This is a genomic window from Halomonas sp. McD50-4, assembly GCF_022348135.1.
GTDB classification, from domain to species: Bacteria; Pseudomonadota; Gammaproteobacteria; order Pseudomonadales; family Halomonadaceae; genus Vreelandella; species Vreelandella piezotolerans.
This window is the reverse complement of record NZ_JAKRFG010000019.1, coordinates 1-23446: the sequence shown is the minus strand read 5'-3', so window position 1 is coordinate 23446 and position 23446 is coordinate 1. Positions and strand designations below refer to the sequence as shown.

Sequence of the window (23446 nt, the reverse complement as noted above, 5' to 3'; positions counted from 1 at the left end):
CCCTATCCGCGTGGCTGGGGGGATGCCAACAAAAACGGCCACTTGCTTAGAGAGCGAAGTGGCCGTTTTCATTGAATTCTTTGGTCGGAATAGCAGGATTCGAACCTACGACCTCTGCCTCCCGAAGGCAGCGCTCTACCAAGCTGAGCTATATTCCGAAGGTTGCTAAGACATGCTCAACAACGGGACGAATCATACGCAGGGAAGGGGCTTTTTTCAAGCCCCTTTTGCGTGGTTTGTGCCGCGAGGCCGATCTCGACGGTTAGGCTTGGCGGTCGACGGCCAAGCGGGCAAGCTGCGCCATACTATCGCGGTAGGCGCTGGGGGGTAAGGCGTCGAGCTCGGCCAGCGCTTTGTCCGCCATCTCTTCTGCCCGGGCGCGAGTATATTCGAGGGCGCCGGTGGCGTGAATGATCGCCAGCACCTCGTCCAGTTGCTCCAGGCCGCCTTTACGGATCACCTGGCGAATCAGCTTGGCTTGCTCAGGGGTGCCACGCTCCATGGCATGAATGAGGGGCAAGGTAGGTTTACCTTCGGCGAGGTCGTCTCCCACGTTCTTACCCATGGCATCAGCGTCGCCCTGGTAATCCAGCAGGTCGTCGATCAATTGGAAAGCGAGACCCAGATAGCGGCCGTAGTGCTGCAGGGCGCGCTCTTGCTCGGACGTGGCGTCGGCGAGCACGGCGCCGCTATGAGAAGCGGCTTCGAACAGCATCGCGGTTTTGCCTTGTATCGTCTCGAAGTAGTCCGTCTCGGAAATGCTGGGATTGCCGATGTTGGTCAGCTGCAGCACCTCGCCTTCCGCGATGACGCAGGTCGCGCCCGATAGAATCGCCATGATGCGCATGGAACCGACGTCGACCATCATTTGAAACGAGCGGGAGTAGAGAAAGTCGCCTACCAGGACCGAGGGCGCATTACCCCAGGCGTCGTTGGCGGTTTTTTTGCCTCGACGCATGTGCGACTCATCCACCACGTCGTCATGCAGTAGCGTCGAGGTATGCATGAACTCGATGAGGGTGGCGAGGGTAATGTGTTTGTCACCCTCATAGTCTAACGCACGTGCCGCCAGCAGGACCAACAGCGGACGCAGGCGCTTGCCGCCGCTGTCGATGATGTACTGGCCGATGGTTTCGACCAGCGGCACTTTAGAGTTGAGCTGCGCCACGATGGTGCGGTTGACGGCATCAAAGTCATCCGCCACCACGGCGTGCAGCGGTGAAGGCGAAGGGCTGGCAGGCGAGGTGGGGGAGACGTTGGCTGTCATGGGTTCCGTTCATTGCGGCGGGTAAAAGGTTGAAGCCATGCTATGGGGCTGCCTGTAAGGCGTCAAGGCGTAGCGCGGCGGGGAGGGCGCATGAGCGATTGACAAACCCCAGTGGCCTTGTGGTATGCAGCGATAGTCGTTATAATCCGCGACCCACTCATCATGCTCCCTGTCAGATGGTTGCCAAAAGGGGCGCCACTCGCAGCAGGTCGATAAGAGCGGAAGGCGATGAGCGTTGGTTACGCGGGGCGTAACCGGCATTAACGACAAGTCCGGAGAGCGACATGTACGCAGTTATCAAAAGCGGTGGCAAACAGTACCGCGTTCAAGAAGGTCAGACCCTCAAACTCGAGAAAATCGAAGTCGCGACCGGCGAAACGATAGAGTTTGATGAAGTGCTGCTGGTTGCAGACGGCGACGACGTCAACGTTGGCGCTCCGCTGGTAAGCGGTGCCAAGGTGTCCGCCGAAGTCGTTTCCCACGGCCGTGGTGACAAAGTCACCATCATCAAGTTCCGCCGCCGGAAGCACCACATGAAGCGTCAGGGCCACCGTCAGTGGTTCACTGAAGTCAAAATTACCGGAATTTCTGCGTAAGCAGTCACTTCCCTTTAGGAGGATTTTGCAATGGCACATAAAAAGGCAGCCGGCTCCACGCGTAACGGTCGCGATTCCGAATCCAAACGCCTGGGTGTGAAACTGTACGGTGGCCAAGCGGCAACCGCCGGTAACATCATCGTTCGTCAGCGCGGCACGCGTTTCCATGCTGGCACGGGCGTTGGCGTTGGTCGCGACTACACGCTGTTCGCGCTGAACGATGGCGTCGTGAAGTTCGAGACCAAAGGTCCGAAGAACCGTAAATTCGTCAGCATCGTGTCTGCCTAAGCAGCCACGATCGCGGTGTGTAAGTTATCTTGGGTAATTTACGCAGTGTGAAGATGACGAAAAAAAGCCCCGCCATGGCGGGGCTTTTTTGTCTTTTCGATCCCTTTGGCCCGCATGAAGCGGGAGGGATAGTGTAGTGGTAGTCAGGGCGGCGGAAGCGGCCGGGAGAATCCAATGCAGTTCGTCGATGAAGCCTCGATCATTGTTGAGGCAGGTAAAGGCGGCAATGGCTGTCTGAGCTTTCGCCGCGAGAAATATGTGCCCAAAGGGGGCCCTGATGGTGGCGATGGCGGCCACGGAGGCAGCGTCTATCTGATTGGTGATGATGCGCTCAACACCTTGATTGATTTCAAGTTTCAGCGTTTCTACAAAGCTGAAAACGGTCAGGGCGGTATGGGTCGCCAGATGAGCGGTAAAGCCGGGGAAGATCTGCACGTCAAAGTGCCGGTGGGCACCACGGTGATCGATGAAGATACCCTAGAGGTGATTGCCGACGTGACGGAAATCGGTCAGGTCGTGCTGGTGGCCGAAGGTGGTCGCCGTGGGTTGGGTAACATTCACTTCAAGTCTTCTACCAATCGCGCACCGCGTCGTACCACGCCAGGCACCGAAGGTGATCGCCGCAATTTGCGCCTGGAAATGAAGGTAATGGCGGACGTGGGCCTGCTCGGCATGCCCAACGCCGGTAAGTCGACGCTGATTCGGTCGGTGTCGGCGGCCAAGCCGAAGGTGGCCAACTACCCGTTCACCACGCTGGTGCCGAACCTGGGCGTGGTCAAGCTGGGGATGCACGAGCACTTCGTGATGGCCGACGTTCCGGGACTGATCGAAGGAGCTTCCGATGGCGCGGGTCTGGGGCTGCGCTTCTTGAAGCACCTGACCCGTACGCGGCTGCTGTTCCACGTGGTGGATGTGGCGCCGTTCGACGAGTCCGATCCGGTCGAGGCTGCTCAGGCCATCGTGCACGAGCTGGGCCAGTTCTCCCCGGCGCTCTCCGAGCGGCCGCGCTGGCTGGTGTTGAACAAGTTCGACCTGCTGCCGGAAGAGGAGCGCGAAGCGCGGGCCCAGGCGATCATCGAGGCGTTGAACTGGGACGGTCCGGTGTTCCGTATTTCGGCGATCAGCAGCGAAGGCACTGACAAGCTGGTGCAGGCGGCGTACCGCTGGCTCACCGAGCAGCAGCGTCTGGAAAACGAAGACGAAGAGGCCCATGCCCGCGAGCAGGAGATGCGTCGCCGCATGGAAGAGGAGTCGGTGGCCCGCACCGAGGCTCGCCTTGGTCGTCGCCGCAAGCGCGATGACGACGAAGACGATGACGATTTCGACGACGATGATTACGATGTCGACGTAGAGTACGCCCCGTAAACGGCAGGCATGCCGACCAGGATGAATCGCGTGAGCGCAATGGCGTGGGAGAGTCGCGACGTGGAACACAACGAGCAGTTGCCGGGCCGTGAGGCGCTGAGTAGCGCCCGCCGGATAGTGGTCAAGATTGGCAGCGCGCTGCTCACCAACGATGGCCGCGGGCTGGACGAAGCGGCCATCGGCGGGTGGGTGGATCAAATTGCTGCCTTGCATCAGCAGGGTATCGATGTGGTGTTGGTCTCTTCGGGAGCCGTGGCGGCAGGCATGGTGCGCCTAGGCTGGCAGGCGCGCCCCAGCGCCGTGCACGAGCTTCAGGCGGCGGCAGCCGTAGGGCAGAACGGGCTCACCCAGTGCTACGAGCAGCACTTTGCTCGCCACGGCATGCTCACTGCGCAAATTCTGCTTACCCACGACGATCTCTCTAACCGTAAGCGCTATCTCAATGCGCTCTCGGCGCTGCGTACCCTGGTGGAGATGCGCGTGGTGCCGGTGATCAACGAAAACGATACCGTCGTCACCGACGAGATCCGCTTCGGCGATAACGACACACTGGGCGCGCTAGTGGCCAACCTCCTGGAGGCCGATGCGCTGCTGCTACTCACCGACCAGGAAGGCCTGTTCGATGCCGACCCGCGCCATGATCCGTCGGCCACGCTGATTGCCGAAGGGCGAGCCGACGACCCGCGTTTGGCCGCCGTCGCGGGCAGCGGTGGCGCGCTGGGTCGTGGAGGCATGAGCACCAAGGTGCGTGCAGCGCAGCTCGCGGCGCGCTCCGGCGCGGTGACCGTGATTGCCAGCGGTCGCCAGCCGGACGTCATTACTCGCCTGATGGGCGGCGAAGCGTTGGGTACGCTGCTGCGCCCGGATCAGGCGCCGATGGCCGCGCGTAAGCGCTGGCTAGCAGGGCAGCTACAGGTGCGCGGTACTCTGGTGCTGGATGCGGGCGCGGTCAACGTGCTGCGCGACAAAGGCTCCAGTCTGCTAGCCGTGGGTGTACGGGACGTTCAGGGCAGTTTCAAGCGTGGCGACATGGTGCTCTGTGTGGATGAACAAGGTGCCCGCGTGGCCAAGGGCTTGATCAACTACGGTGCCGATGAGGCGCGCCAGCTAGCAAGCCAACCCAGCCATCAGATCGAAGCCATTCTCGGCTACGTGGAAGCCCACGAGCTCATCCATCGCGACAATCTCGTGGTGATTTAAACGTTAGGTTAACCGCGCCGTTTGGGTGGCAGCGGTATTTGGTGCGGCCAGTCGTCGGGCACCACCATCAGCCGCGTTAGCGGCCTCTCTTCGTAATGTGCTCCCTCCTGCTCTTTCTGCGGATCGTACAGCATCACTTGCTGCGGTCCGTAGCGGTCGACCTGTGCCATCACGTCTGGCATCCGCTGTTTGGCAGCGCCAAAGGCGTCGAGCGGTGGAGGGGCTAACCAGTGGGGCTTGGTAAGTCTGGCGAGCTGCAGCGCCGTGCTGTAATGCTCGGCGACACTGGGCCAAGCATGCTGATGGCACCACCATCCACGCCGATGCTCGGCCGTGGCGCCCGCGGGGGGCGGCAGCGTTGCGTGCCAGGGGTAAAACAGCACGCCAGGAAGGGCTAGCCGTTGAGTGAGCCGTGCGCTGAGCGCTGTCGGCTCTGCGATGTCACGGGGCGCTAGCCAGTGCGCCATGGCAGTCTTTGCCTGAGGCGTACGGGAGAGCGGTAGCTGATGATGTAAAAGATGGCTGTACTTCAGCGCTAAGCTGTCCAAGCCCCCGGGGCCAATCCAACGACTTTGGCACGCGGCGTCTCCTGGCCCTTCAGGCAGGCCGAGATAGAACTTGATCGCCACTTCCAAATGAACCGGAGCCGGGTTTTCCCGAGTACGGTAGAGCATGTCCAGCTCACCCAGGGTGTTTCGTCGATGGGTAATGCGCAGATTGTGGGCCAGCAGGCGAGTGTTGGGCGCGTTATCCAGCAGCAAATGCCAAAGCCGCTCATGGTAGTGCCCCATGCGGGTGGCGAGCTGGCCATCGAGCGCGGCGACATTGGGCGCTAGTGTTTGCAACCACGCCTGCTGCCCGCCATCGAGACCCAATGTGGCATTGCTGGGGCGGCCGGGGTAGTTGCCCAGCGCCACGAGGTCCGGTGTTGCCAGCAGCCACGCCATATCGCGCAGTACGGCGTGGTGAATCCTATCGCTGACACCTTCGGCAGAGGTCGTCAAACGTCTCTCCTATCAAGGGGGCTCGAGAGGCGACTGAGTCAGCCGCTTGCTGCTACGCTAAACACAATACCTCGTGATGCCAATAAAATCCCTACCGAGCCAAGGAGTGTTGCATGGGCAGTCGCAAGTCGAAAAAGAAAACGTCTAAAACGCACAAGTCCTCGGCGATAACGTCCGCCAATCATGCGCCACAGCAGCTAACCCCTGAGACGGGCGCCGCGCTATTCGAGGATGCTCGCTCGCGGCTTGAAACGGTGTTCAAAGCGCTGGAAATTCATCCCGATGCCCAGGCCCGGCTGATGCAGCCTAGCCTCTCGCTGCAAGTGAGCGTGCCGGTCCGTATGGACGACGGTAGCTTGAAGGCGTTTCCCGCTTGGCGGGTGCAGTACGACACCAGCCTCGGCCCGGCCAAGGGCGGCGTGCGCTTCCACCCGGATGTGAATCAGCATGAGGTGACTACGCTGAGCTTTTGGATGGCCGTCAAGTGCGCCGTAGTGGGGCTGCCCTATGGCGGGGGTAAAGGTGGCGTGCAGGTGGATGCCAAGGCGCTATCGTCATTGGAGCGTGAGCGCTTGGCGCGCGGCTATATCCGCGCTATTGCCGATATCATGGGGCCCGACCGTGACATTCCCGCTCCGGACGTAAACACCGATGCCACCGTCATGGGCTGGATGATCGATGAGTACGAGCAGATTCGACGTGCCCAGGCGCCCGCAGCGATCACCGGAAAACCGCTCTCACTGGGTGGCTCGCCGGGGCGCGTCGAAGCCACGGGGCGCGGAGCGCTCACCGTACTGGACCTATGGGCTGAGCGCGAGGAGCGCACGCCCGAAGAGACCACCCTCGCCGTGCAAGGATTTGGTAATGCGGCTTTCCATTTTGCGCGTCTGGCAAGCCAGCGTGGCTATAAGGTGGTCGCGGTCTCCGATTCGAGTGGCGCGATCTACCATGCCGACGGGCTGGATATCGACGCGGCGAAAGAGGATAAGCAACAGCACGGCAAGCTGTCCAAAAGCCAGCAGGGCAAAGCCATGTCGGGGGATGAGTTACTGGGGCTGGAGGTCGATGTGCTGGTGCTCGCCGCGCTGGAAAATCAGCTGCACCGCGACAATGTCGACGAGGTGAAGGCTGGCGCGGTGCTCGAAATTGCCAACGGGCCGCTCACTAGCGAAGCGGATACCGCACTGGAAAAACGGGACATTCCGGTGCTGCCTGACGTGCTGGCGAATACCGGCGGCGTCATCGTGAGCTACTTCGAGTGGCTGCAAAACCGCGCTGGTGAAAAGTGGCACGAGAGCGAGGTCAATCAGCGCTTGGATGACCGACTTGGCGATGAAGCCAAGCGAGTGCTGCTCAGGGCGGAAAAAGAGCAGGTGACGTATCGACAAGCCGCCTATCGCCAGGGCATCGAGCGGATTGCGGAAGCCATCATGGCGCGAGGTAACTGCCAGGACTGCCGCTAGTCAGCGAAGCGACATAGCGCAACGTCAGCGGCGGGCCCAAAGGCCCGCCGCTGATGGAGTGTTAGCCCCGGGGTGCTAACGAGAACGTGTATTAATCGAGCGATCAGTCGCGATCTATCTGGGTCACTTCAAAGGAGCCCTGGCGGAGGCTCAGCTCTAGTTCGCGACCGTTCTGCTCTCGGCCTTCGACGTCGATGATGCCGCTTTTATCGATATCGATGCTTTCGAATTCGGTCATGCCTTCTTGGCTCGCGGCATTGAGTGCTTGGCGAACGTCCTCTTCGCTCATGCCCCAAGCACCGGTAATCAAGCGCTTACGTTCTTCCTGCAGGGTGTCGCCGTTATCGATGGAGAAATCCACCTCGGCGTACCACTCGTCATCCAGCCAGCCCTCCACTTCGACACGGCCGCGGTCGTCGGCGTTGATCTCCTCGATATGGGTGAACCCGTAGTCGGCAGCGTAGGTTAGAATGTCATCGATCCGGTCCATCGGCTGCGTGTCTGCTTGGGCGCTACCCGCTGCGGCGGTAAGTAGAAGAGCAGAAGTCGGGATCAGCAGCATTTTTTTCATCGCGTTCATGTCAAATTCCTTCTTTGCTTGGTGAATGCATTGCTGGATGATGCCTAACGAGGTCAGTCAGCGAATGCGACAGGGTAGTTATATCATCTGGGTTCTTTCCTAAACCTGACAAAGCCGTTCATCTGGCGTTCATGTTGCCTTTGGCATTCTAGCGACATGAAAATGACCTCTCTTTTTTCGCTTAAGCAGTCCCCTATGCGGCGGCTCCCGTTGAAGGGGAGTGCGGCGCTGGTGCTGGTACTCTTGTTGATGAGTAGCGCGACCGGGGACCAGCACTGGAAAGACCTGCATAGCGAAGTGCAGCGAGGCGACGTGGTGCCGCTGGAGACCATTCTCGACTGGCTCGACGCCCATTACATGGGTGACGTGTTGGAGATCGAGGTCGAGCGCGATGATGGGCTGGTCGAGTATGAAATCAAGCTGCTAGGACCCCAAGGCCAAGTCGTGGAGTTCGAGTTCGATGGCCAAAGTGGCCAGCTCATGCAAATCGAGGGTGTGCGCATTCGCGAGATGCAGCGTTAAGTCGTTTTTCCATTAAGGGTGTGTTGATGAAGTGTTTACTGGTAGAGGATGACCAGGCGCTTGCCCGTGAGCTGAGCCAAGCGCTGCAGGATGGCGATTGGATCGTCGAGCGGGCTGAGAACGGCCAGGAAGCGGACTTTTTGGTGCGAACAGAGGCGTACGATACGGTCATTTTGGATATTGGCTTGCCCGATGGCGACGGTACCCGCTGGCTCTCTTCCTGGCGTGAAGACGGTATCGATCTTCCCGTACTGATTTTGACTGCACGAGAACGCTGGGCCGATAAAGCTGCTGGCTTCACCGCCGGTGCCGACGATTATGTCACCAAGCCTTTCGAGCCTGCTGAAGTGCTCTTTCGCCTGCGGGCGCTGGTGCGCCGCACTCACGGTCACGCGCACCCGGTCCTCAAGGTCGGCGAGCTCTGCTTGGATACGCATACCCAGCACGTCACGTTGGTGGGCAGACCGGTGAGCTTGACCGCCCAGGAAACCCGCCTATTGAGTTATTTGATGCACGCCGCTCCCCGAGTCGTTAGCCGTAGTGAGCTCTCAGAGCATGTCTACGACCGCGATCACGAGCCCGATTCCAACGTGATCGACGTGCAGGTGAGTCGTCTGCGTCGCAAGCTGGGCGCATGGCGCATTGCGACGCTGCGTGGCCAAGGCTATCGCTTACTGTCTGACGAACCGAGCGACACATGAGCGCTGGTGTCGTTTCTTGGAGTCAGCGCTGGGCCGGGCGGTCGATCAACTTACGCCTGCTGCTGGCGGTGCTATTGATGGTGCTACTGGCGCTGCCCATCGCTGGATGGCTACTGGCGCATCACTACCGCACCGCGGCCGTCGGCGCCTTCGACGAGCGGCTGGAAGCGACGCTCAACGTGGTGATCGCCGGGGTGACCTACGATCCTTTGAGCGAGCAGCTCAGCTACGAGCGTGCGCTAGGGGACCCTCGCTTCGACCACGTGTACTCCGGCTGGTACTGGCAAATTACCGATGAGGCGAACCACACGGTCACGTCGCGGTCGTTATGGGATCAGCGCTTACCGGTGCTGGAAAGCGAGCGATTGACTGCCCGCACTCTGTCGGGCCCACGTGGTCAGCAACTGCGCGTGGTAGAGCGAGATATCTACCTGGGCGCGCTGGAAGCGCCGCTACACGTGAGCGTTGCCGCGCGAGACGATGACTTGCGCGAGGACATCAAGGCCTTCCAGCAGGTGTTATGGCTAGGACTGTTGGGCCTTGGGGTGATGCTGTTGGGCGTGTTGGCGCTGCAGGTGCGGTGGGGGCTCGCGCCGCTGCGGCGTATGAATGCCAACCTGCGCGACGTAGAGCAGGGGCGAGCAGAGCAACTGGATACCCGGCTGCCCGAGGAGTTAGCGACCCTCGCTGCTTCCATGAACGCGGTGCTGGCCCGCGATCAGCGGCTCATCGAGCGCGGCCGCCACACGGCGGGCAATTTGGCCCATGCCCTCAAAACGCCGATCAGCGTCATGCGGCTACTGGCCAAACAGCTCCCTAGCGAGAGCCGCAGTGCCTGGGAGGCCGAGCTGGCGCGTATCGATAGCGCCGTGCGTCACCATCTGGCGCGGGCCTCTGCCGCCGGTGAGGGCGTACGCTTTGCCCCGGTGGCGCTACACGAGACGCTCTCGCCGCTCATCACTGGGCTCGCCCGGCTAGCGCAGCGCCGCCATATTACGTTGCGCCAAACCGTCGATAGCGGCGTGGAGGTGCATATGGATAGTCAAGATTTACAAGAGATGGCGGGTAACGTGCTCGACAATGCGCTGCGCTGGGCTAATAGCGATGTGCACATTCGTCTGCAGGCCGACCACAAGACGCTACGGTTGGTGGTGAGCGACGATGGTCCTGGCATGACGGCCCAGGAGTGCCAAGCGGCGGTGCGGCGCGGCAAGCGGCTGGACGAGCAGCGCTCGGGCAGCGGGTTGGGCTTGGCCATCGTGACGGACCTCGTCACGCTTTATCATGGCCAGATGCGCCTACAGCGCGCAGCGTCTGGCGGTTTAGAGGTGGTCATTGAACTGCCTGTGGTCGCTGTTTGAATCGACCCGTCAAGCAGCGATGCAACACACAGCACAGAGGGTGTGAAATGACGCGAATCGCTACGACGTTACCCGACGTTCTGGTTGGGCCTTTGCTGAGGCGGCTGTCGCCGTCCCGGCTCGTTTTATGGCTGGTAGCGACCCGGCCGCTCACCATGCAGCTCGTATTGAATTCCGGGCAAGACGCCCAGCAGACCTACGCACTCGATAATGCCCATCAATGCGTAGCGATTGGGCGGCATGCCTATATTCATGCGATTGACCTAAGGCTGCCCGTCGCGCTACCCACTGATACCCGTATCGCCTACGATCTCCAGGTGAAAAGCCAGGAAGGGCAGTGGCGGCCTCTGCCTGAATGGGCGCCGTGGCTATGCCACGATGGCTACGACTCTCCGGGCTTTGTGTTGGCCTCTCGCCACCACCGCTTGATGCACGGCTCTTGCCGTAAACCCCACCACGACAGCGCCGACGGCTTAGTAAGGGCCGATAGCTGGCTGGCCGAGCGTCAGGAGACGCCCTCCGAGTGGCCCGCATGGCTGCTGATGACCGGTGATCAGGTATACGTCGACGACGTGGCGGGCCCTATGCTGCGCGCCGTACATGCGTTGATTGCCCGATTGGGGTTGGTCGATGAGTGGCTGGAAGGTGCTACCGTCGAGGGTAGCCAAGCACTCTACAATGCCCCGGAGAGCTACTACCATCGAGAAGCACTGCTGCCGGATGTCACCAGTAATGCGGCGCTGCGTGAGCGCTTTTTTGGGGGCGTGAAAAAACCCGTCTTTACATCGGCCAACGCCCAGAATCATCTCATGACCCTGGCCGAGATGCTCGCCATGTACTGCCTGGTATGGTCGCCGACACCGTGGCAAGTGATCGCCTATGAGGCACCGGCGCTAGGCGAAAAAGAGGCCGAGGCTTATCGCGAAGAGCAGGCAATCATCGAAGCGTTCGTAGAGGGGCTACCCCAGTGCGCTCGGTTAATGGCCCACGTGCCCAGCCTGATGATTTTCGATGATCATGATGTCACCGATGACTGGAACCTGACCGCCGACTGGGAGCGCTGCGCCTATGGGCATCCGTTCTCCAAGCGCATTATTGGTAACGCGCTGGTGGCGTATTTGCTTTGCCAGGGGTGGGGGAATGCGCCCGATAAACTTAATCCGTTGCTTCACCAAGCGATCACGCTGTTCGACGATGTCGGCCCGCTGAAGCCTGACCACCAGGACGCGTTTATCGAGCGGCTGCTGCGCTTTCAGGGCTGGGAGTTTCAGGTGCCGGGCACGCCCACGCTCATCGTACTGGATACCCGCACCCGGCGCTGGCGCAGCGAGCGCAGCCCCAACCGCCCGTCTGGCTTGATGGATTGGGAAGCGCTGATGGAGATGCAGCAGGCGCTGCTGGGCACCCAAAGCGCGGTCATCGTTTCGCCTGCGCCGATGTTTGGCGTCAAACTGATCGAAGGCATTCAAAAGCTCTTTACCCTGGCGGGCAAGCCGTTGGTGGTCGATGCCGAGAACTGGATGGCGCACCGCGGCGCGGCTAACGTGCTGCTGCATATCTGGCGGCACTCCAAAACGCCCGGTAACTACGTGATTCTCTCGGGAGATGTGCACTACTCCTTTGCCTACGACATCGTCGTGCGCCGTCAGAGGCGCGCTCCCCAGCTATGGCAGATCACCTCCAGCGGAGTGAAAAATACCTTTCCCAAGCAGCTGCTGAATACCTTTGACCGCTTGAACCGCTGGCTCTACGCACCGCTGTCGCCGCTGAACTGGTTCACCAAGCGGCGTAAGCTTAGCATCTACCCCCGCGACCCTGACCAAGCCAGCGCCGGAGAGCGACTGTGGAACGCCAGTGGCATTGGTTTGGTGAGCCTGGATGAGCAGGGCAAGCCAACGGACATTCGCCAGCTCGATGCCAGCGGTGGCGAGGCAGTGTTTCCACCGCCGGCGATCCCTACCGACACGTAAAGAACCGCTGGTTGTCATACAAATGTCATCACAATGACGCACCCTTGCTGCCCTAGTACCTTCCTCATGGAGCGTTACGAATCATAGGGATAGTCGACGTTTGATAGGGCAGCAGGCATATGACCGCACAAGAAGCGCAGTGGCTAAATCACATTATTGCGGCAGAAGAGCTGCACGTGCTGTTCCAACCGATCGTGGACGCCAATCAGCAGGCTATTTACGGCTATGAAGCGCTGATTCGCGGGCCAAAAACGTCTCCGCTTCACTCTCCGCTGCGGTTATTCGATGTGGCGACCCAGGCGGGATTGCTGGTCGAGCTGGACCTGCTTTGCCGGCGTCTTGCCATACGCCGCTTTGCCGAGCTCGACCTGCCGGGACTGCTGTTTCTCAATGTCATGCCGCTGACCATTGTGGAGCGGGATTTTCGTGAAGGGCTGACGCTCAGTTTTATCCAAGAGAGCGGCTTGCCACCCGAGCGGGTGGTCATCGAGCTGACCGAGCATGTGCCGATTCACGACTACGAGCTGATGCGCCAAGCGGTAGATCACTACCGCGACATGGGGTTTCAGGTGGCATTGGACGATTTGGGGGCTGGTCACTCGAGTCTTCGCCACTGGTCGGAGCTACGGCCCGATTTCGTCAAGCTTGACCGTCATTTTATTTCTGGGATCGATCAGGAACCCGCCAAGCGCGAGTTTCTGCGCTCGATTTTGGATGTCGCCCGCAGCCTCGATTGCCAGCTCATTGCCGAGGGGGTCGAAACGGCGGCCGAGCATCTCTGCCTATGGGAACTCGATCGCGGGCTGGCACTGCTGCAAGGGTTCTATTTTGCTCGACCGAGCCCTCAGCCACCCATGCAGCTTAATACGCTATTGCCCGCCACCACCCAGCTCAAAGGCCCGGCGGGACGCACGGCGCACTCCATCTTGCGTCCCATCGAGAGCGTCCCGGCAAGTTGTTTAGTGCCCGCGCTGGCTGAACGCTTTCGCGAAGACCCTAAGCTGCGCTGCGTGGCGGTGGTGGAAGAGAGGGTCCCTGTGGCAGTGGTCCGCCGCAACGCTTTTTTGACGCTGTTTGCCAATCAGTACGGCCACGCGCTGTATGCCAAACGTCGCGTGTTAGATATCGCCGATCCTAAAATGATCGTTGCGGACGCAGAGCTCTCTTTAGAGGCCCTGAGTCAACAGCTCACCGACAGCCGCGATATCGAACAGGAAGATTTCGTCATCGTCGGCGGTGACGGTCACTACCTGGGCATGGGCAATATCGTCGATCTGCTGCGGGAGATTACCGCGATTCAAGTGCGACAAGCGCGCCATGCCAACCCTCTTACCGGGCTGCCCGGCAATATTTTGATCAACGAAACCCTGGCGGCGTATTTATCCGAAGAGCGTGGGTTCGCGGCGGCATACGTCGATCTGGACAACTTCAAAGCGTTCAACGATGCCTATGGCTATGCTCGCGGTGACCACGTGATCATTTCGCTCTCACGGCTGCTCCAGGCTCAAGTGGAGAGCGCGGGGGGCTTTATTGGGCATATCGGTGGCGACGATTTCATGATGCTGCTGCCGTTAGAGCACTGGCAAAACGTCTGCGAGCAAATTCTCCACTCTTTCGAAGTGCTGGCGCCGGGGTTTTATGAGGAGAGTGATCGGCTGCAGGGGGGAATTTCCATTGAAAGCCGACAAGGGGGCGTGACGTTCTTCCCCTTTGTCAGCGTCTCGATTGCGGTCAAGCCAATTACTGACCCAGCGCCCTGCAAGGCGCTGGATATCGCCGCGCAGCTATCAGAGCTAAAGCATCAGGCCAAAAAAATCGCGGGCAACAGTCTGTTCGTCGAGCGGCGGGGCTGCTGCACCGGAGAAGCCCAGTAGGTCGTCATGTCGTCGTCACCCAAGCGTCACGGGAGTGTCCCACTGCTGTCATATTGGCCCGCCACTATGGCATGAACACTTCATAACTCGCTTAGGTGATGCCATGCACATGCACTCTGTCTCTTTCTCTCGTACGCTGTTGAGCGCCGCTGTCGTAGGCGCTTTTTCACTGGCAGCGGTGTCTGCCTCGGCTGACCTCTCTTCACGCTACACGGACAGCGACGGCGACATGATCGCCGACGTGCCCAGCGACGAGTCGCAGTGGGTCGATCCCGATACGCTGGTCTTTGCTTATACGCCGGTGGAAGATCCCGCCGTTTATGCCGATGTTTGGGCCGATTTTCTGGACCATCTGAGCGACGCTACCGGTAAAAATGTCCAGTTCTTCCCCGTGCAGTCCAACGCTGCCCAGCAGGAAGCCCTGCGCGCAGGACGCTTGCACGTGGCGGGCTTCAACACTGGCGGTGTGCCGGTGGCGGTCAACTGTGGTGGCTTCCGTCCCTTTGCCATGATGGCGGCAGAAGACGGTAGCTTCGGCTACGAGATGGAAATCATCACCTACCCCGATAGCGGCATCGAGTCGGTGGAAGACTTGGCCGGTCGTCAGCTGGCGTTTACCTCCGAAACGTCCAACTCCGGTTTTCGCGCTCCCTCCGCGCTGCTGCGCTCCGAGTACGGCCTGGAAGCGGGTGAAGACTTCGAAACCGCCTTTTCGGGCTCTCACGACAACTCCATCCTAGGCGTCGTGAACAAAGATTACGACGCGGCCGCCATTGCCAACTCCGTCGCCAAACGCATGCTGTCCCGCGACGTGGTGAGCGAAGATGATTACAACGTCATCTATACCTCTGAAACCTTCCCCACGACGGCCTATGGTCTGGCGCACAACCTGAACCCTGAACTTGCCGAGCAGATTCAGGATGCATTCTTTAGCTACGACTGGGAAGGCACACCGCTGGAAGCCGAGTTTGCCAACTCCGGTGAAGCACAGTTCATTCCGATCACCTACCAAGAGAACTGGTCCGTGATCCGTACCATCGCCGATGCCAACGGCGTGACGTACGACTGCGATTGATCGATCCGTCATTCCGTGCGTTTTCTCGGCCAGGAGGGCGACCTTCTGGCCGAGCCGCTATGTAGCTAATGACATAAGCCCTTATTCATATAAGCACTTGAGTATCAGACACTGAGGCACTTCCCATGTTGACACTCACCGGCGTTGGCAAACGCTACCCAACCGGCGATCGCGCGCTGACCGATATTCAGCTGTCGCTGCCCAAAGGGCAGGTCATGGCGCTGATTGGCCCATCTGGCGCGGGAAAGAGCACTCTGATTCGCTGCGTGAACCGACTAGTAGAACCCTCGCAAGGCAGCATTCGATTAGACGATGTGGAGCTGACGACACTCTCGGGTAGCCGTCTGCGCCACGCTCGCCGCGCCATGGGGATGATCTTCCAGGAGTATGCGCTGGTGGACCGCCTGAGCGTGATGGAAAACGTCCTGTCGGGCCAATTGGGGTATGTGGGGTTCTGGCGTAGTTTCTTGCGCCGCTATCCCCAGGAGGCCGTGGCAGAAGCGTTTCGACTGCTGGAGCGCGTTGGCTTGCCCCACGCGATCGATAAACGCGCCGATGCCCTTTCCGGCGGCCAGCGTCAGCGGGTGGGCATCGCCCGGGCGCTGTTGCAAAGCCCCAAACTGCTGTTGGTGGATGAGCCCACAGCCAGTCTAGACCCGAAAACTTCCCGCCAAATCATGCGTTTGATTCGTGAATTGTGCGCCGAGCGCGAGCTGGCCGCTATCATCAACATTCATGACGTAGCGTTGGCCCAGCAGTTTGCCGACCGTATCGTTGGGCTGCGTGCCGGGCAGATCGTCTTCGACGGCAAGCCGAGCGAGCTGACCAGCGAGATGCTGACCACCATTTACGGTGAAGAGGAGTGGGACACCACACCAGAGCCTGCCGATGACGACGAAGAAGAGCACCAGGAGGTAACACCGCGTACCGCGCCGTCACCCTCGGCCAGCGCGCCTCAAACACCGCAACAGGGCCGCTTGGCGAGTGGAGGCGCTCAATGAGCACGATAGATACTCGAGCCCGCCAGCAGGCGGCCCGTCAGGGCCAATGGCGGCGGCTGCCGCTGATCGAGAGCCGCCGCCTGCGTTGGGCGTTGGTGCTGGGGGGAGTGGTCTACCTTGTACTGGCGCTCGCTTCGGTGGAAGTGAATTGGGCGCGGGTGGCGGAAGGGGCCGGGCGCGCGTTGAACTTCCTCGGCGCGTTTTTGCAGCCCGATTTCGTCAGCCGTCAAAGCGACATTCTGGCGGGCCTGCTGGAAAGCCTCACCATGACGCTGACCTCGACGGTGATCGGCGTTCTACTCGCCATTCCCGTCGGCTTAGGCGCGGCCAAAAATATTGCGCCGTTACCGGTGTATGCGGTGTGTCGGGCAATTATCGCGATTTCGCGTACCTTTCAGGAGGTCATCATTGCCATCCTATTCGTGGTGATGTTCGGCTTTGGTCCTTTTGCAGGCATGCTCACCTTGGCCTTTGCCACCATCGGCTTCATGGCCAAGCTGCTGGCGGAAGATATCGAAGACCTCGACTGGAAACAGGTAGAAGCCGTGCGCGCCACCGGTGCCAGCTGGTGGCAAACCATGAACCACGCCGTACAGCCGCAGGTGATGCCGCGCTTGATCGGGCTCTCGATGTACCGGCTGGATATCAACTTCCGCGAGTCGTCGGTGATTGGCATCGTCGGTGCCGGGGGGATTGGCGCGACACTCAATACGTCGCTTAGCCGCTACGAGTACGGCACCTCGGCCGCCATCCTGCTGATCATCATCGCCATCGTACTCATGAGCGAATATGCCTCTAGCCATGTGCGTCGTTGGACGCAGTAGCATGGCGTTAGGCGTGTGGGCTATCCCTTTATCCAATCTGAAAGGCAAGAGGAATCCTCCATGCCGGTAACCACTTCTTCTCAAGGCGTGCCGCAGTGGCAGCGGCGCACCAGCCGCGCCCAGTGGCTGCAGTACGTCGCTTGGCTGGCGGGCATTAGCCTGTTCTTACTCTGCTGGAAAGTGATCTCCGACAACACCATGTGGGTGTTCGTAGAAGACGCGGGCCGCCAGGGCAGCGACTTGATCAGTCGTATGGTGCCGCCGCGCTGGGAGTATGCTAGCCAGCTCTGGCAGCCCATGTGGGACACGATCAACATCGCTACCTTGGGCACTGCGCTGGGGATCATGATGGCATTTCCCGTCGCGTTTTTGGCCGCCCGCAATACCACGCCGCATCCTCTCGTGCGCAGCGTGGCGCTGACGATCATCGTCTCTTCGCGCTCGATCAACTCGCTGATTTGGGCCATGCTGCTGGTCACCATTCTAGGCCCCGGCGTACTGGCGGGCATCATCGCGATTGCCCTGCGGTCGATTGGCTTTGTGGGCAAGCTGCTCTATGAGGCCATCGAGGAGATTCATCCCACGCCGGTGGAAGCCATCAGTGCCACCGGCGCGAGTCGCTTGCAGGTCATGAGTTATGGTGTACTGCCGCAAATCATGCCCGCCTTTGCAGGCATCAGCGTGTATCGCTGGGACATCAATATCCGCGAGTCCACAGTGCTCGGGCTCGTCGGTGCGGGCGGCATTGGCTTACAGCTCAATGCGTCGATCAACAGTTTAGCGTGGAATCAGGTGAGCGTGATTTTCGTGCTCATCTTTGCCACGGTGCTGGTATCGGAATGGGTCTCGGCTCGCGTACGTCACGCCATCATTTAATCCGTACCCGTTAGGAGAATCGCCATGCGCTTTCCCCATGCCGAGATCACGACGATCGATCTGATGCGCCACGGTGAACCCCAAGGTGGGCGAATGCTACGGGGCAGTACCGACCACCCTCTCAGCGAAACAGGCTGGCAGCAGGTGACCGATGCCGTCATGCGTCACACGATGGAGGGTCGGCCGCCCTATGATGCCATTGTGAGCTCGCCGTTGGCCCGTTGCCGCGAATTTGCGCTCTGGTTAGGGGAGGAGTTCGACCTACCGGTACAGGTGGATGAGGACTTGGCCGAGCTGTACCTGGGCGAGTGGGAAGGTAAAACGTACGCCGAGGTGTACGCCCAAGAGGGCACGGAGCAGATGAGTGCTTTCTGGTTCGACCCCGCCCGCGCCGCACCGCCTGGCGGAGAAACCTACGCCGAGCTGGATGCTCGGGTCAGCGAAGCGTGGCGGCGGCTGTTGGCGAATCCGCCCGGCCACCATGTGCTCGTGGTAGCCCATCTGTTCGTCTGCAATGCCCTGTTCCGTCAAGTGTTAGAGCAGCCGCTCAGCCATGGTCTAGTGATGGATCTGCCCTATGCCGCCATGAGCCGCCTACGCCACGAACGCCATGCTATGGGCGAGAGCACGTTTATCGAGTGGGTCGGCCGGTAAGCGCGCGTGAAGCAGTAGCGGGTCAACGGCGCTTAGGCCATGATAAGAGCAACACGTTTTTTGGAGCGTTGCCATGCCGTTGACTCGCTGTTCATCTCTTTTTGCGCTGCTCATGCTGCTGCTCTTGGCAGGGTGTGCCAGTAACGACGTGGCGATGGCCCCCGCGCTCAGCTCGCCAGCGGGTATGTCGATGGAGCGCGCGTTGATACTCTCCCATGCCCAGCAGGCGATCGGCACGCCTTATCGCTTGGGTGGCAACTCCCCCGACGGTTTGGACTGCTCCGGCCTCGTCGAGATGACCTACCGCGCCGCAGGTATTCGCGTGCCACGCACCGCCGACGGCCAGTTTCGTGCGCTTCCCCAAGTCGACGCTCCCCGCCCTGGCGACCTGCTCTTTTTCGGCGATGGCAATAAAGCCACCCATGTGGGCATCTACGGCGGTAACCGCCAGATGATTCACGCTCCCGGTAGCGGCCGCGCCGTGGTAAGCGTACCGCTGGATATCGACTATTGGCAGCAACGCTTTTTAGGCGCGGCATCGGTGGCGCCCTAAGACGTGAGACAAGCCTGACTTAGGTCAATAACCTTTCGTGAGCACACGATACACTCGCCGTATTTTGCTGGCCGACCCCTTGTCCCTCTGCCGCAAAACGCGGCCAGCTTGATGAATAATGCTCATCAAGCCCAACGGGTGACCGGCGAGGTCGCGATGCAGGCACGCCAAGCCATGCAGCAGATTCATCAGGCCAACGAACAGGTCACATCGATCGTGGCTGCTATCGACAACGACGTGGCACGCATCTGCAAAGGTGAATCACTCGTGTCCACGACGAGCACTACGCTTGCCAATATTGCTAACCGTGTGCAGCAAGTGGCTACGTTGGTCGATGAGATTGCCACGGCGAGCCAAGAGCAGTCTTCCGGGGTCGAGCAAATTAGCCATGCGATGGCTCAGCTAGAGGACGTCACGCAACAGAATGCGTCATTGGTAGAGCAGGTGGCCACGGCCAGTCGTTCGCTGGATGAGCAGGCCGACGAGATGTCGGCACTTGTGAGCCGGTTTCAAGTGACAGAGCCCGTTATGAGCGATCATCGCCAGCTTGCTTATAATCGATAGCGCGACGATGCGCGTACCAGAGAGCCTCCTACTTCCTGGTACGCGCTAGGCAATGGATGCAGACGCGAGACGAGGGCAATAAAAGCGCGTTGATTCAGCGCTGTTGAATCTAAAACACGGGGCAAAAGACGGTGTTAATATGACCAAAAGACATTAAATCAACAACGCTTATAAGAGGAGAGCAGAGACGCATGAGCCCGCCCTTGAATGACATAAAGGAGCAGTCTTTGCCTCAGCCAAACCCTCGCCCGGCGTCCATATCTGCCGACGCTGTGGCGATCTCGATCTTCGATTCCCATACATCTCTGACACCCGCCGAGTCGGTCTTTCGTTACGCCAACGAAGCCATCATCATTACCAATGCCGACAACGCCGTCGTCGATGTCAACCCTGCTTTTAGTGAGCTGACGGGGTTGGCGTTGAGCGAGGTAGAAGGAAAAACCCCCGAGGCGTTTAGCATTCTGCCCTTGGATGACAGCCGTACGACGCGTTTGATGCGTGAAGAGCTGCAGCTTCGCGATCGTAGCAAAGGGCAGATTCGCTATCGTAGCCATGACGGTCAGTATTATCCGGGCATGATGTCGATCAACCGTGTACGCGATGAGCGGGGGCAGGTGAATCATCACGTGATCGTACTGGCGGACTTATCCGCCATTCCCTCACACGCGCGCCATCTGAATCGTGAAGTCTATTTTGACGCCTTGACCGGCCTGCCCAACTTACAGCTATTGACCCAACTGATTCAGGAGTCGATTCAGCATGCCGAGCAGCGTCAGCTATCGCTGGCCGTGTGCGCGCTGGACATCGACCATTTTCAGCGCATCAACGATCGTTTGGGCCCTCACATAGGAGATGCGCTGCTGGCAGCATTTGCACAGCGTATCAGCCACCTGCTTTTTGGGGATGACGTGCTGGCCCGAATTGGTGGGGACGAGTTCGTTTTGCTACTGCATCACGGTGTCGAGGAAGCCTTTTTCGAGAAGCTACTCGCCTCATTGCGTCAGCCGCTGCTGATCGAAGGGCAGACGATTTATCTCACCGCCAGCCTGGGCATTACTCGCTACCCTGACGATCACGTCCAGGGCGACGTGTTGCTGCGCCACGCCAATCAGGCGATGTACCGAGCCAAGCAGCGCGGGCGGGATACCTACCACTTTTTCGACTCTCAGCAGGACCGTCGATTGCAGGTGCGTCACGAGCAGCGTCAGCGTTTCATGGATGCGATTCACCATGACGAACTTCGCCTGTTCTATCAACCGCAGGTCGATATGCGCAGCGGCCGCGTGGTAGGTGTCGAGGCGCTTATCCGCTGGCAGCATCCCGAGCTCGGGCTTCTCTCCCCCGGTGACTTTTTACCGATCATCGATGGTACGCCTTTAGAGGTGGACTTGGGGGAGTGGGTGCTGGAGCGCGCGCTGCGTCAGCTCACGCTGTGGCAGAGCGAAGGGATGGCGCTGCCGGTTAACGTCAACATTAGTCCTTCACATCTGTTGGTGAATACGTTTAGCCAGCGTCTAGCAGAGCTGTTGGCACGTTACCCCAACGTGTCACCGTCGCTGCTCAAGCTCGAAGTGCTCGAAAGTGCGGCGATGCACGACGTGAAGGCGGCACTGAAAAACATGGCGCGCTGTCAGGCATTGGGCGTCGGGTTTGCCATCGATGACTTTGGCACGGGGTTCTCGTCGCTGACGCATCTACGCCAGCTCCCCGTCAATCTGATCAAGATCGACCAGAGTTTCGTGCGTGACATGCTCATCGATCAAGATGATATGGCGATCGTGGAAAGCGTGATTTACATGGCCAACCGGTTTCAGCGGCCCATGCTGGCAGAAGGCGTTGAAACGTTAGACCATGCCCGGGCGCTCATGTCGCTGGGTTGCGAGCTAGCTCAAGGCTATGGCATTGCGCGCCCCATGCCACCGGAGGCGATGGCTGAGTGGCTGTCCCACTGGCCCACACGGCAAGATTGGAGAGGGCTGGCAACCTTACAATGAGGCATCAAGCCGCTAGGCGGCCTGCTCGGGTGGCTGGGGTTCGTCATTGACGTCGACGTCGTCTGGCTGCTCGGTGCGGGCTTGGTTCATTTCGCTCTGCTCACGCGCGGCTTCTAACTTGGCTTCTAGTAGATATTGCCGGGCTTGAGCCGCCACTTGCAGATCTTTCGGTGAAGGGTCAGCAGGGGCGAGCGCTGCTGCAATCACGGTTTGCATTTTCTCTACCGTGGCTTGGGGGTCGCCCGGTACGGGGCCATAATCGATCGATACCTCACCGGCGACGGCGTAGCGTTTACCGTCCGGGCCCACTTCGTATTCATAGGTCGCGCCGCCGGTGTAGGGAGCGCCGACGGTTTGGTGGGCCATTTCGTGCTGGCGTACTTCGCGATCGGTTTGCTTGAGCTGTTCGAGCTGCTGAATCTCCTCCGGTGCCAGTGGCGTGCCATCGGGCCGGGTGGGGCCGGTAGGGGCATCGCTTGCACGGCTCTCTTCACGTTGGCTCACATCGTCCGAGGATTGAGCGCTCTGCGAACGTTCGGCACCAGCGTCACGCTCGATACCACTGCGCGTGACACGTGCCGCAGGCAGCGTCGAGGACGTCAAGCCTGCAGATGAGGCGTGATAGGCGTTGATCGAGGAAAGATCCATGAGCGATTACCGATATTTGCGGCCAATTCAGTTAGTATAGAGTATCCGTGAGCCAGCCGAATTGCGCAACGTTATGCACTCGATCGATGTCATTCTTCATCTAAGTGTCACCGACTGTTTGGCTTACTATGAAGGCCGCTACGACAACGTGCGGGCGCGCAGTGTGGATGGCCGTTGGGTGGTGTTTCCGGCTCATGCCTTACAGCGGGTAGTAGGACAAGAGGGGGTGCATGGTGTGTTTCGGATACTGTTTACCGATCAAGGCCGCTTTCACCATATTGTTCCAATCAACCGCAGTTGAGCCTGCTTTATGCACCAGCATGACGCCACGATGACGCTTTACGAATTGATGTACGCGGTGATCCCCAACTTAAACACTGCTGAGCGTTTAGTGTGCAACACCCTAGATAGTTTGATTAACGCGTCAGAGAACCCGCTCGATATCGTTAAACGTACCGAGCAGCGTCAAGCGTTTAATTTAGAAGTTCACCGCGTTCGTATGAATATCGAGCATCTCCTCTCGCGTTATCGCAACGATGTGGACGAAGTGTTACGTACGCAAGGAGGCGTTAAAGGACCACGGATTCAGCCAGATGCCTTAGAGGCCGATGCCATTCAAAGCGCGATCGATATTTATCAACATGTACGTGCGTTTCAACGTGGAGAGCGTCGTCACCCGGTGCCGCGTCGATAGATCTACCTGGCATTAATATTGCCTGTATAATGGGGACGCGTATCAGGATTACCCGCCTGATCGTCTGCAGCTTGCCTACCCGGCGATGGCTGCTCACCCACTAGGAGATCACCCATGTCTACCTTGCCGGTCACACTTATGGTGGCTCGCCGTGTCGCGAAGGGCCGCTACCAAGATTTCAATCGTTGGCTCAACGAAGGGCGTGAGTTGGCGGCGGACTTTCCTGGCTACCTTGGCTCAGGCGTCCTAGCCCGGATTTCTCACAGGGTATAAAAGAAAGCGGCTGAAAGTGCTATGATTTCAAGAACCTAACCAATCCATCAAGCACCAACAGCCGCTTCCAAAATGGTACCTGAAAAGCTGACCTTCTCG

The 23446-nt window shown here is 59.6% G+C and carries 24 protein-coding genes, 1 tRNA gene and 1 pseudogene; 21 read left to right on the top strand and 5 right to left on the bottom strand.

The annotated features are described in order from the left end of the window. Window positions 1-81: 81 nt before the first annotated feature. Window positions 82-158 (bottom strand) — tRNA-Pro (locus MHM85_RS17245). Between the two features lie 104 nt (window positions 159-262). After that, entirely contained in the window at window positions 263-1267 is a 1005-nt protein-coding gene (gene ispB, locus MHM85_RS17240; protein ID WP_239286489.1) for an octaprenyl diphosphate synthase, read from the bottom strand. A gap of 284 nt (window positions 1268-1551) precedes the next feature. Here ispB and rplU point away from each other — a divergent pair, with 284 nt between their 5' ends. From rplU to proB, 4 genes are all read left to right on the top strand, one after another. Then, on the top strand, window positions 1552-1863 hold the full coding sequence (rplU, locus tag MHM85_RS17235) for a 50S ribosomal protein L21 (protein ID WP_139527921.1): 312 nt from the start codon (window positions 1552-1554) through the stop codon (window positions 1861-1863). Window positions 1864-1893: 30 nt separating this feature from the next. Continuing rightward, complete coding sequence (rpmA, locus tag MHM85_RS17230) at window positions 1894-2151, top strand: 50S ribosomal protein L27 (RefSeq protein WP_139527922.1); 258 nt, start codon at window positions 1894-1896, stop codon at window positions 2149-2151. 174 nt (window positions 2152-2325) lie between these two features. After that, entirely contained in the window at window positions 2326-3516 is a 1191-nt protein-coding gene (cgtA, locus tag MHM85_RS17225; protein ID WP_239286488.1) for an Obg family GTPase CgtA, read from the top strand. Between the two features lie 39 nt (window positions 3517-3555). Next, complete coding sequence (proB, locus tag MHM85_RS17220; protein WP_239286504.1) at window positions 3556-4716, top strand: glutamate 5-kinase; 1161 nt, start codon at window positions 3556-3558, stop codon at window positions 4714-4716. 8 nt (window positions 4717-4724) lie between these two features. On the opposite strand, the gene MHM85_RS17215 is transcribed toward proB, so the two are convergent. Continuing rightward, window positions 4725-5720: a DUF1853 family protein gene (locus tag MHM85_RS17215; protein WP_343218338.1), complete on the bottom strand. Its 996-nt coding sequence runs from the start codon at window positions 5718-5720 to the stop codon at window positions 4725-4727. A 113-nt stretch (window positions 5721-5833) separates the two neighbouring features. Between MHM85_RS17215 and MHM85_RS17210 the strand changes: the two genes are divergently transcribed. Continuing rightward, complete coding sequence (locus MHM85_RS17210) at window positions 5834-7183, top strand: Glu/Leu/Phe/Val dehydrogenase (RefSeq protein WP_239286487.1); 1350 nt, start codon at window positions 5834-5836, stop codon at window positions 7181-7183. A 103-nt stretch (window positions 7184-7286) separates the two neighbouring features. Here MHM85_RS17210 and MHM85_RS17205 read toward each other — a convergent pair whose 3' ends face one another. Beyond that, a complete protein-coding gene (locus tag MHM85_RS17205; RefSeq protein ID WP_239286486.1) occupies window positions 7287-7763 on the bottom strand; it encodes a PepSY domain-containing protein in 477 nt (158 codons plus the stop codon). A gap of 195 nt (window positions 7764-7958) precedes the next feature. Here MHM85_RS17205 and MHM85_RS17200 point away from each other — a divergent pair, with 195 nt between their 5' ends. The 13 genes from MHM85_RS17200 (at window position 7959) to MHM85_RS17140 (ending at window position 21732) form a co-directional block, all read left to right on the top strand. After that, on the top strand, window positions 7959-8285 hold the full coding sequence (locus MHM85_RS17200) for a hypothetical protein (RefSeq protein ID WP_231125601.1): 327 nt from the start codon (window positions 7959-7961) through the stop codon (window positions 8283-8285). Between the two features lie 26 nt (window positions 8286-8311). Beyond that, window positions 8312-8986, top strand: a complete 675-nt coding sequence (locus tag MHM85_RS17195) for a response regulator transcription factor (protein WP_239286485.1) — start codon at window positions 8312-8314, stop codon at window positions 8984-8986. After that, complete coding sequence (locus MHM85_RS17190; protein WP_239286484.1) at window positions 8983-10347, top strand: HAMP domain-containing sensor histidine kinase; 1365 nt, start codon at window positions 8983-8985, stop codon at window positions 10345-10347. The genes MHM85_RS17195 and MHM85_RS17190 overlap by 4 nt, the downstream gene beginning before the upstream one ends. Before the next feature lie 47 nt (window positions 10348-10394). After that, window positions 10395-12317: an alkaline phosphatase D family protein gene (locus MHM85_RS17185; RefSeq protein WP_239286483.1), complete on the top strand. Its 1923-nt coding sequence runs from the start codon at window positions 10395-10397 to the stop codon at window positions 12315-12317. A 119-nt stretch (window positions 12318-12436) separates the two neighbouring features. Next, window positions 12437-14191, top strand: coding sequence for a bifunctional diguanylate cyclase/phosphodiesterase (locus MHM85_RS17180; RefSeq protein ID WP_239286482.1), 1755 nt, complete (start codon window positions 12437-12439; stop codon window positions 14189-14191). 109 nt (window positions 14192-14300) lie between these two features. Beyond that, window positions 14301-15266, top strand: a complete 966-nt coding sequence (phnD, locus tag MHM85_RS17175) for a phosphate/phosphite/phosphonate ABC transporter substrate-binding protein (protein WP_239286502.1) — start codon at window positions 14301-14303, stop codon at window positions 15264-15266. Between the two features lie 125 nt (window positions 15267-15391). Next, on the top strand, window positions 15392-16267 hold the full coding sequence (gene phnC, locus MHM85_RS17170) for a phosphonate ABC transporter ATP-binding protein (RefSeq protein ID WP_239286481.1): 876 nt from the start codon (window positions 15392-15394) through the stop codon (window positions 16265-16267). Continuing rightward, window positions 16264-17091: a phosphonate ABC transporter, permease protein PhnE gene (gene phnE, locus MHM85_RS17165; protein ID WP_139527931.1), complete on the top strand. Its 828-nt coding sequence runs from the start codon at window positions 16264-16266 to the stop codon at window positions 17089-17091. The genes phnC and phnE (MHM85_RS17165) overlap by 4 nt, the downstream gene beginning before the upstream one ends. A 60-nt stretch (window positions 17092-17151) precedes the next feature. Then, window positions 17152-17967, top strand: a complete 816-nt coding sequence (phnE, locus tag MHM85_RS17160) for a phosphonate ABC transporter, permease protein PhnE (RefSeq protein WP_219862483.1) — start codon at window positions 17152-17154, stop codon at window positions 17965-17967. Window positions 17968-17991: 24 nt separating this feature from the next. Beyond that, window positions 17992-18621: a histidine phosphatase family protein gene (locus MHM85_RS17155; protein ID WP_219862485.1), complete on the top strand. Its 630-nt coding sequence runs from the start codon at window positions 17992-17994 to the stop codon at window positions 18619-18621. A gap of 73 nt (window positions 18622-18694) precedes the next feature. Then, window positions 18695-19174, top strand: a complete 480-nt coding sequence (locus MHM85_RS17150) for a C40 family peptidase (protein WP_219862487.1) — start codon at window positions 18695-18697, stop codon at window positions 19172-19174. A gap of 111 nt (window positions 19175-19285) precedes the next feature. Continuing rightward, window positions 19286-19738, top strand: a complete 453-nt coding sequence (locus MHM85_RS17145) for a methyl-accepting chemotaxis protein (RefSeq protein WP_239286480.1) — start codon at window positions 19286-19288, stop codon at window positions 19736-19738. A 191-nt stretch (window positions 19739-19929) separates the two neighbouring features. Further along, window positions 19930-21732, top strand: a complete 1803-nt coding sequence (locus MHM85_RS17140; protein ID WP_239286479.1) for a GGDEF domain-containing phosphodiesterase — start codon at window positions 19930-19932, stop codon at window positions 21730-21732. Between the two features lie 12 nt (window positions 21733-21744). On the opposite strand, the gene MHM85_RS17135 is transcribed toward MHM85_RS17140, so the two are convergent. Beyond that, entirely contained in the window at window positions 21745-22380 is a 636-nt protein-coding gene (locus MHM85_RS17135) for a putative metalloprotease CJM1_0395 family protein (protein ID WP_239286478.1), read from the bottom strand. A gap of 73 nt (window positions 22381-22453) precedes the next feature. Here MHM85_RS17135 and MHM85_RS17130 point away from each other — a divergent pair, with 73 nt between their 5' ends. From MHM85_RS17130 to MHM85_RS17120, 3 genes and pseudogenes are all read left to right on the top strand, one after another. Next, the gene (locus MHM85_RS17130) at window positions 22454-22681 is read left to right on the top strand and encodes a DUF2835 family protein (protein ID WP_139527937.1); all 228 of its coding nucleotides are present in this window, start codon (window positions 22454-22456) and stop codon (window positions 22679-22681) included. 9 nt (window positions 22682-22690) lie between these two features. Further along, window positions 22691-23074 carry a hypothetical protein gene (locus MHM85_RS17125; RefSeq protein ID WP_239286477.1) on the top strand — a complete coding sequence of 128 codons (384 nt, stop codon included), beginning with the start codon at window positions 22691-22693 and terminating at the stop codon, window positions 23072-23074. 114 nt (window positions 23075-23188) lie between these two features. Beyond that, a pseudogene (locus tag MHM85_RS17120) lies at window positions 23189-23326 on the top strand (antibiotic biosynthesis monooxygenase); the annotation flags it as partial. Window positions 23327-23446 lie beyond the last annotated feature (120 nt).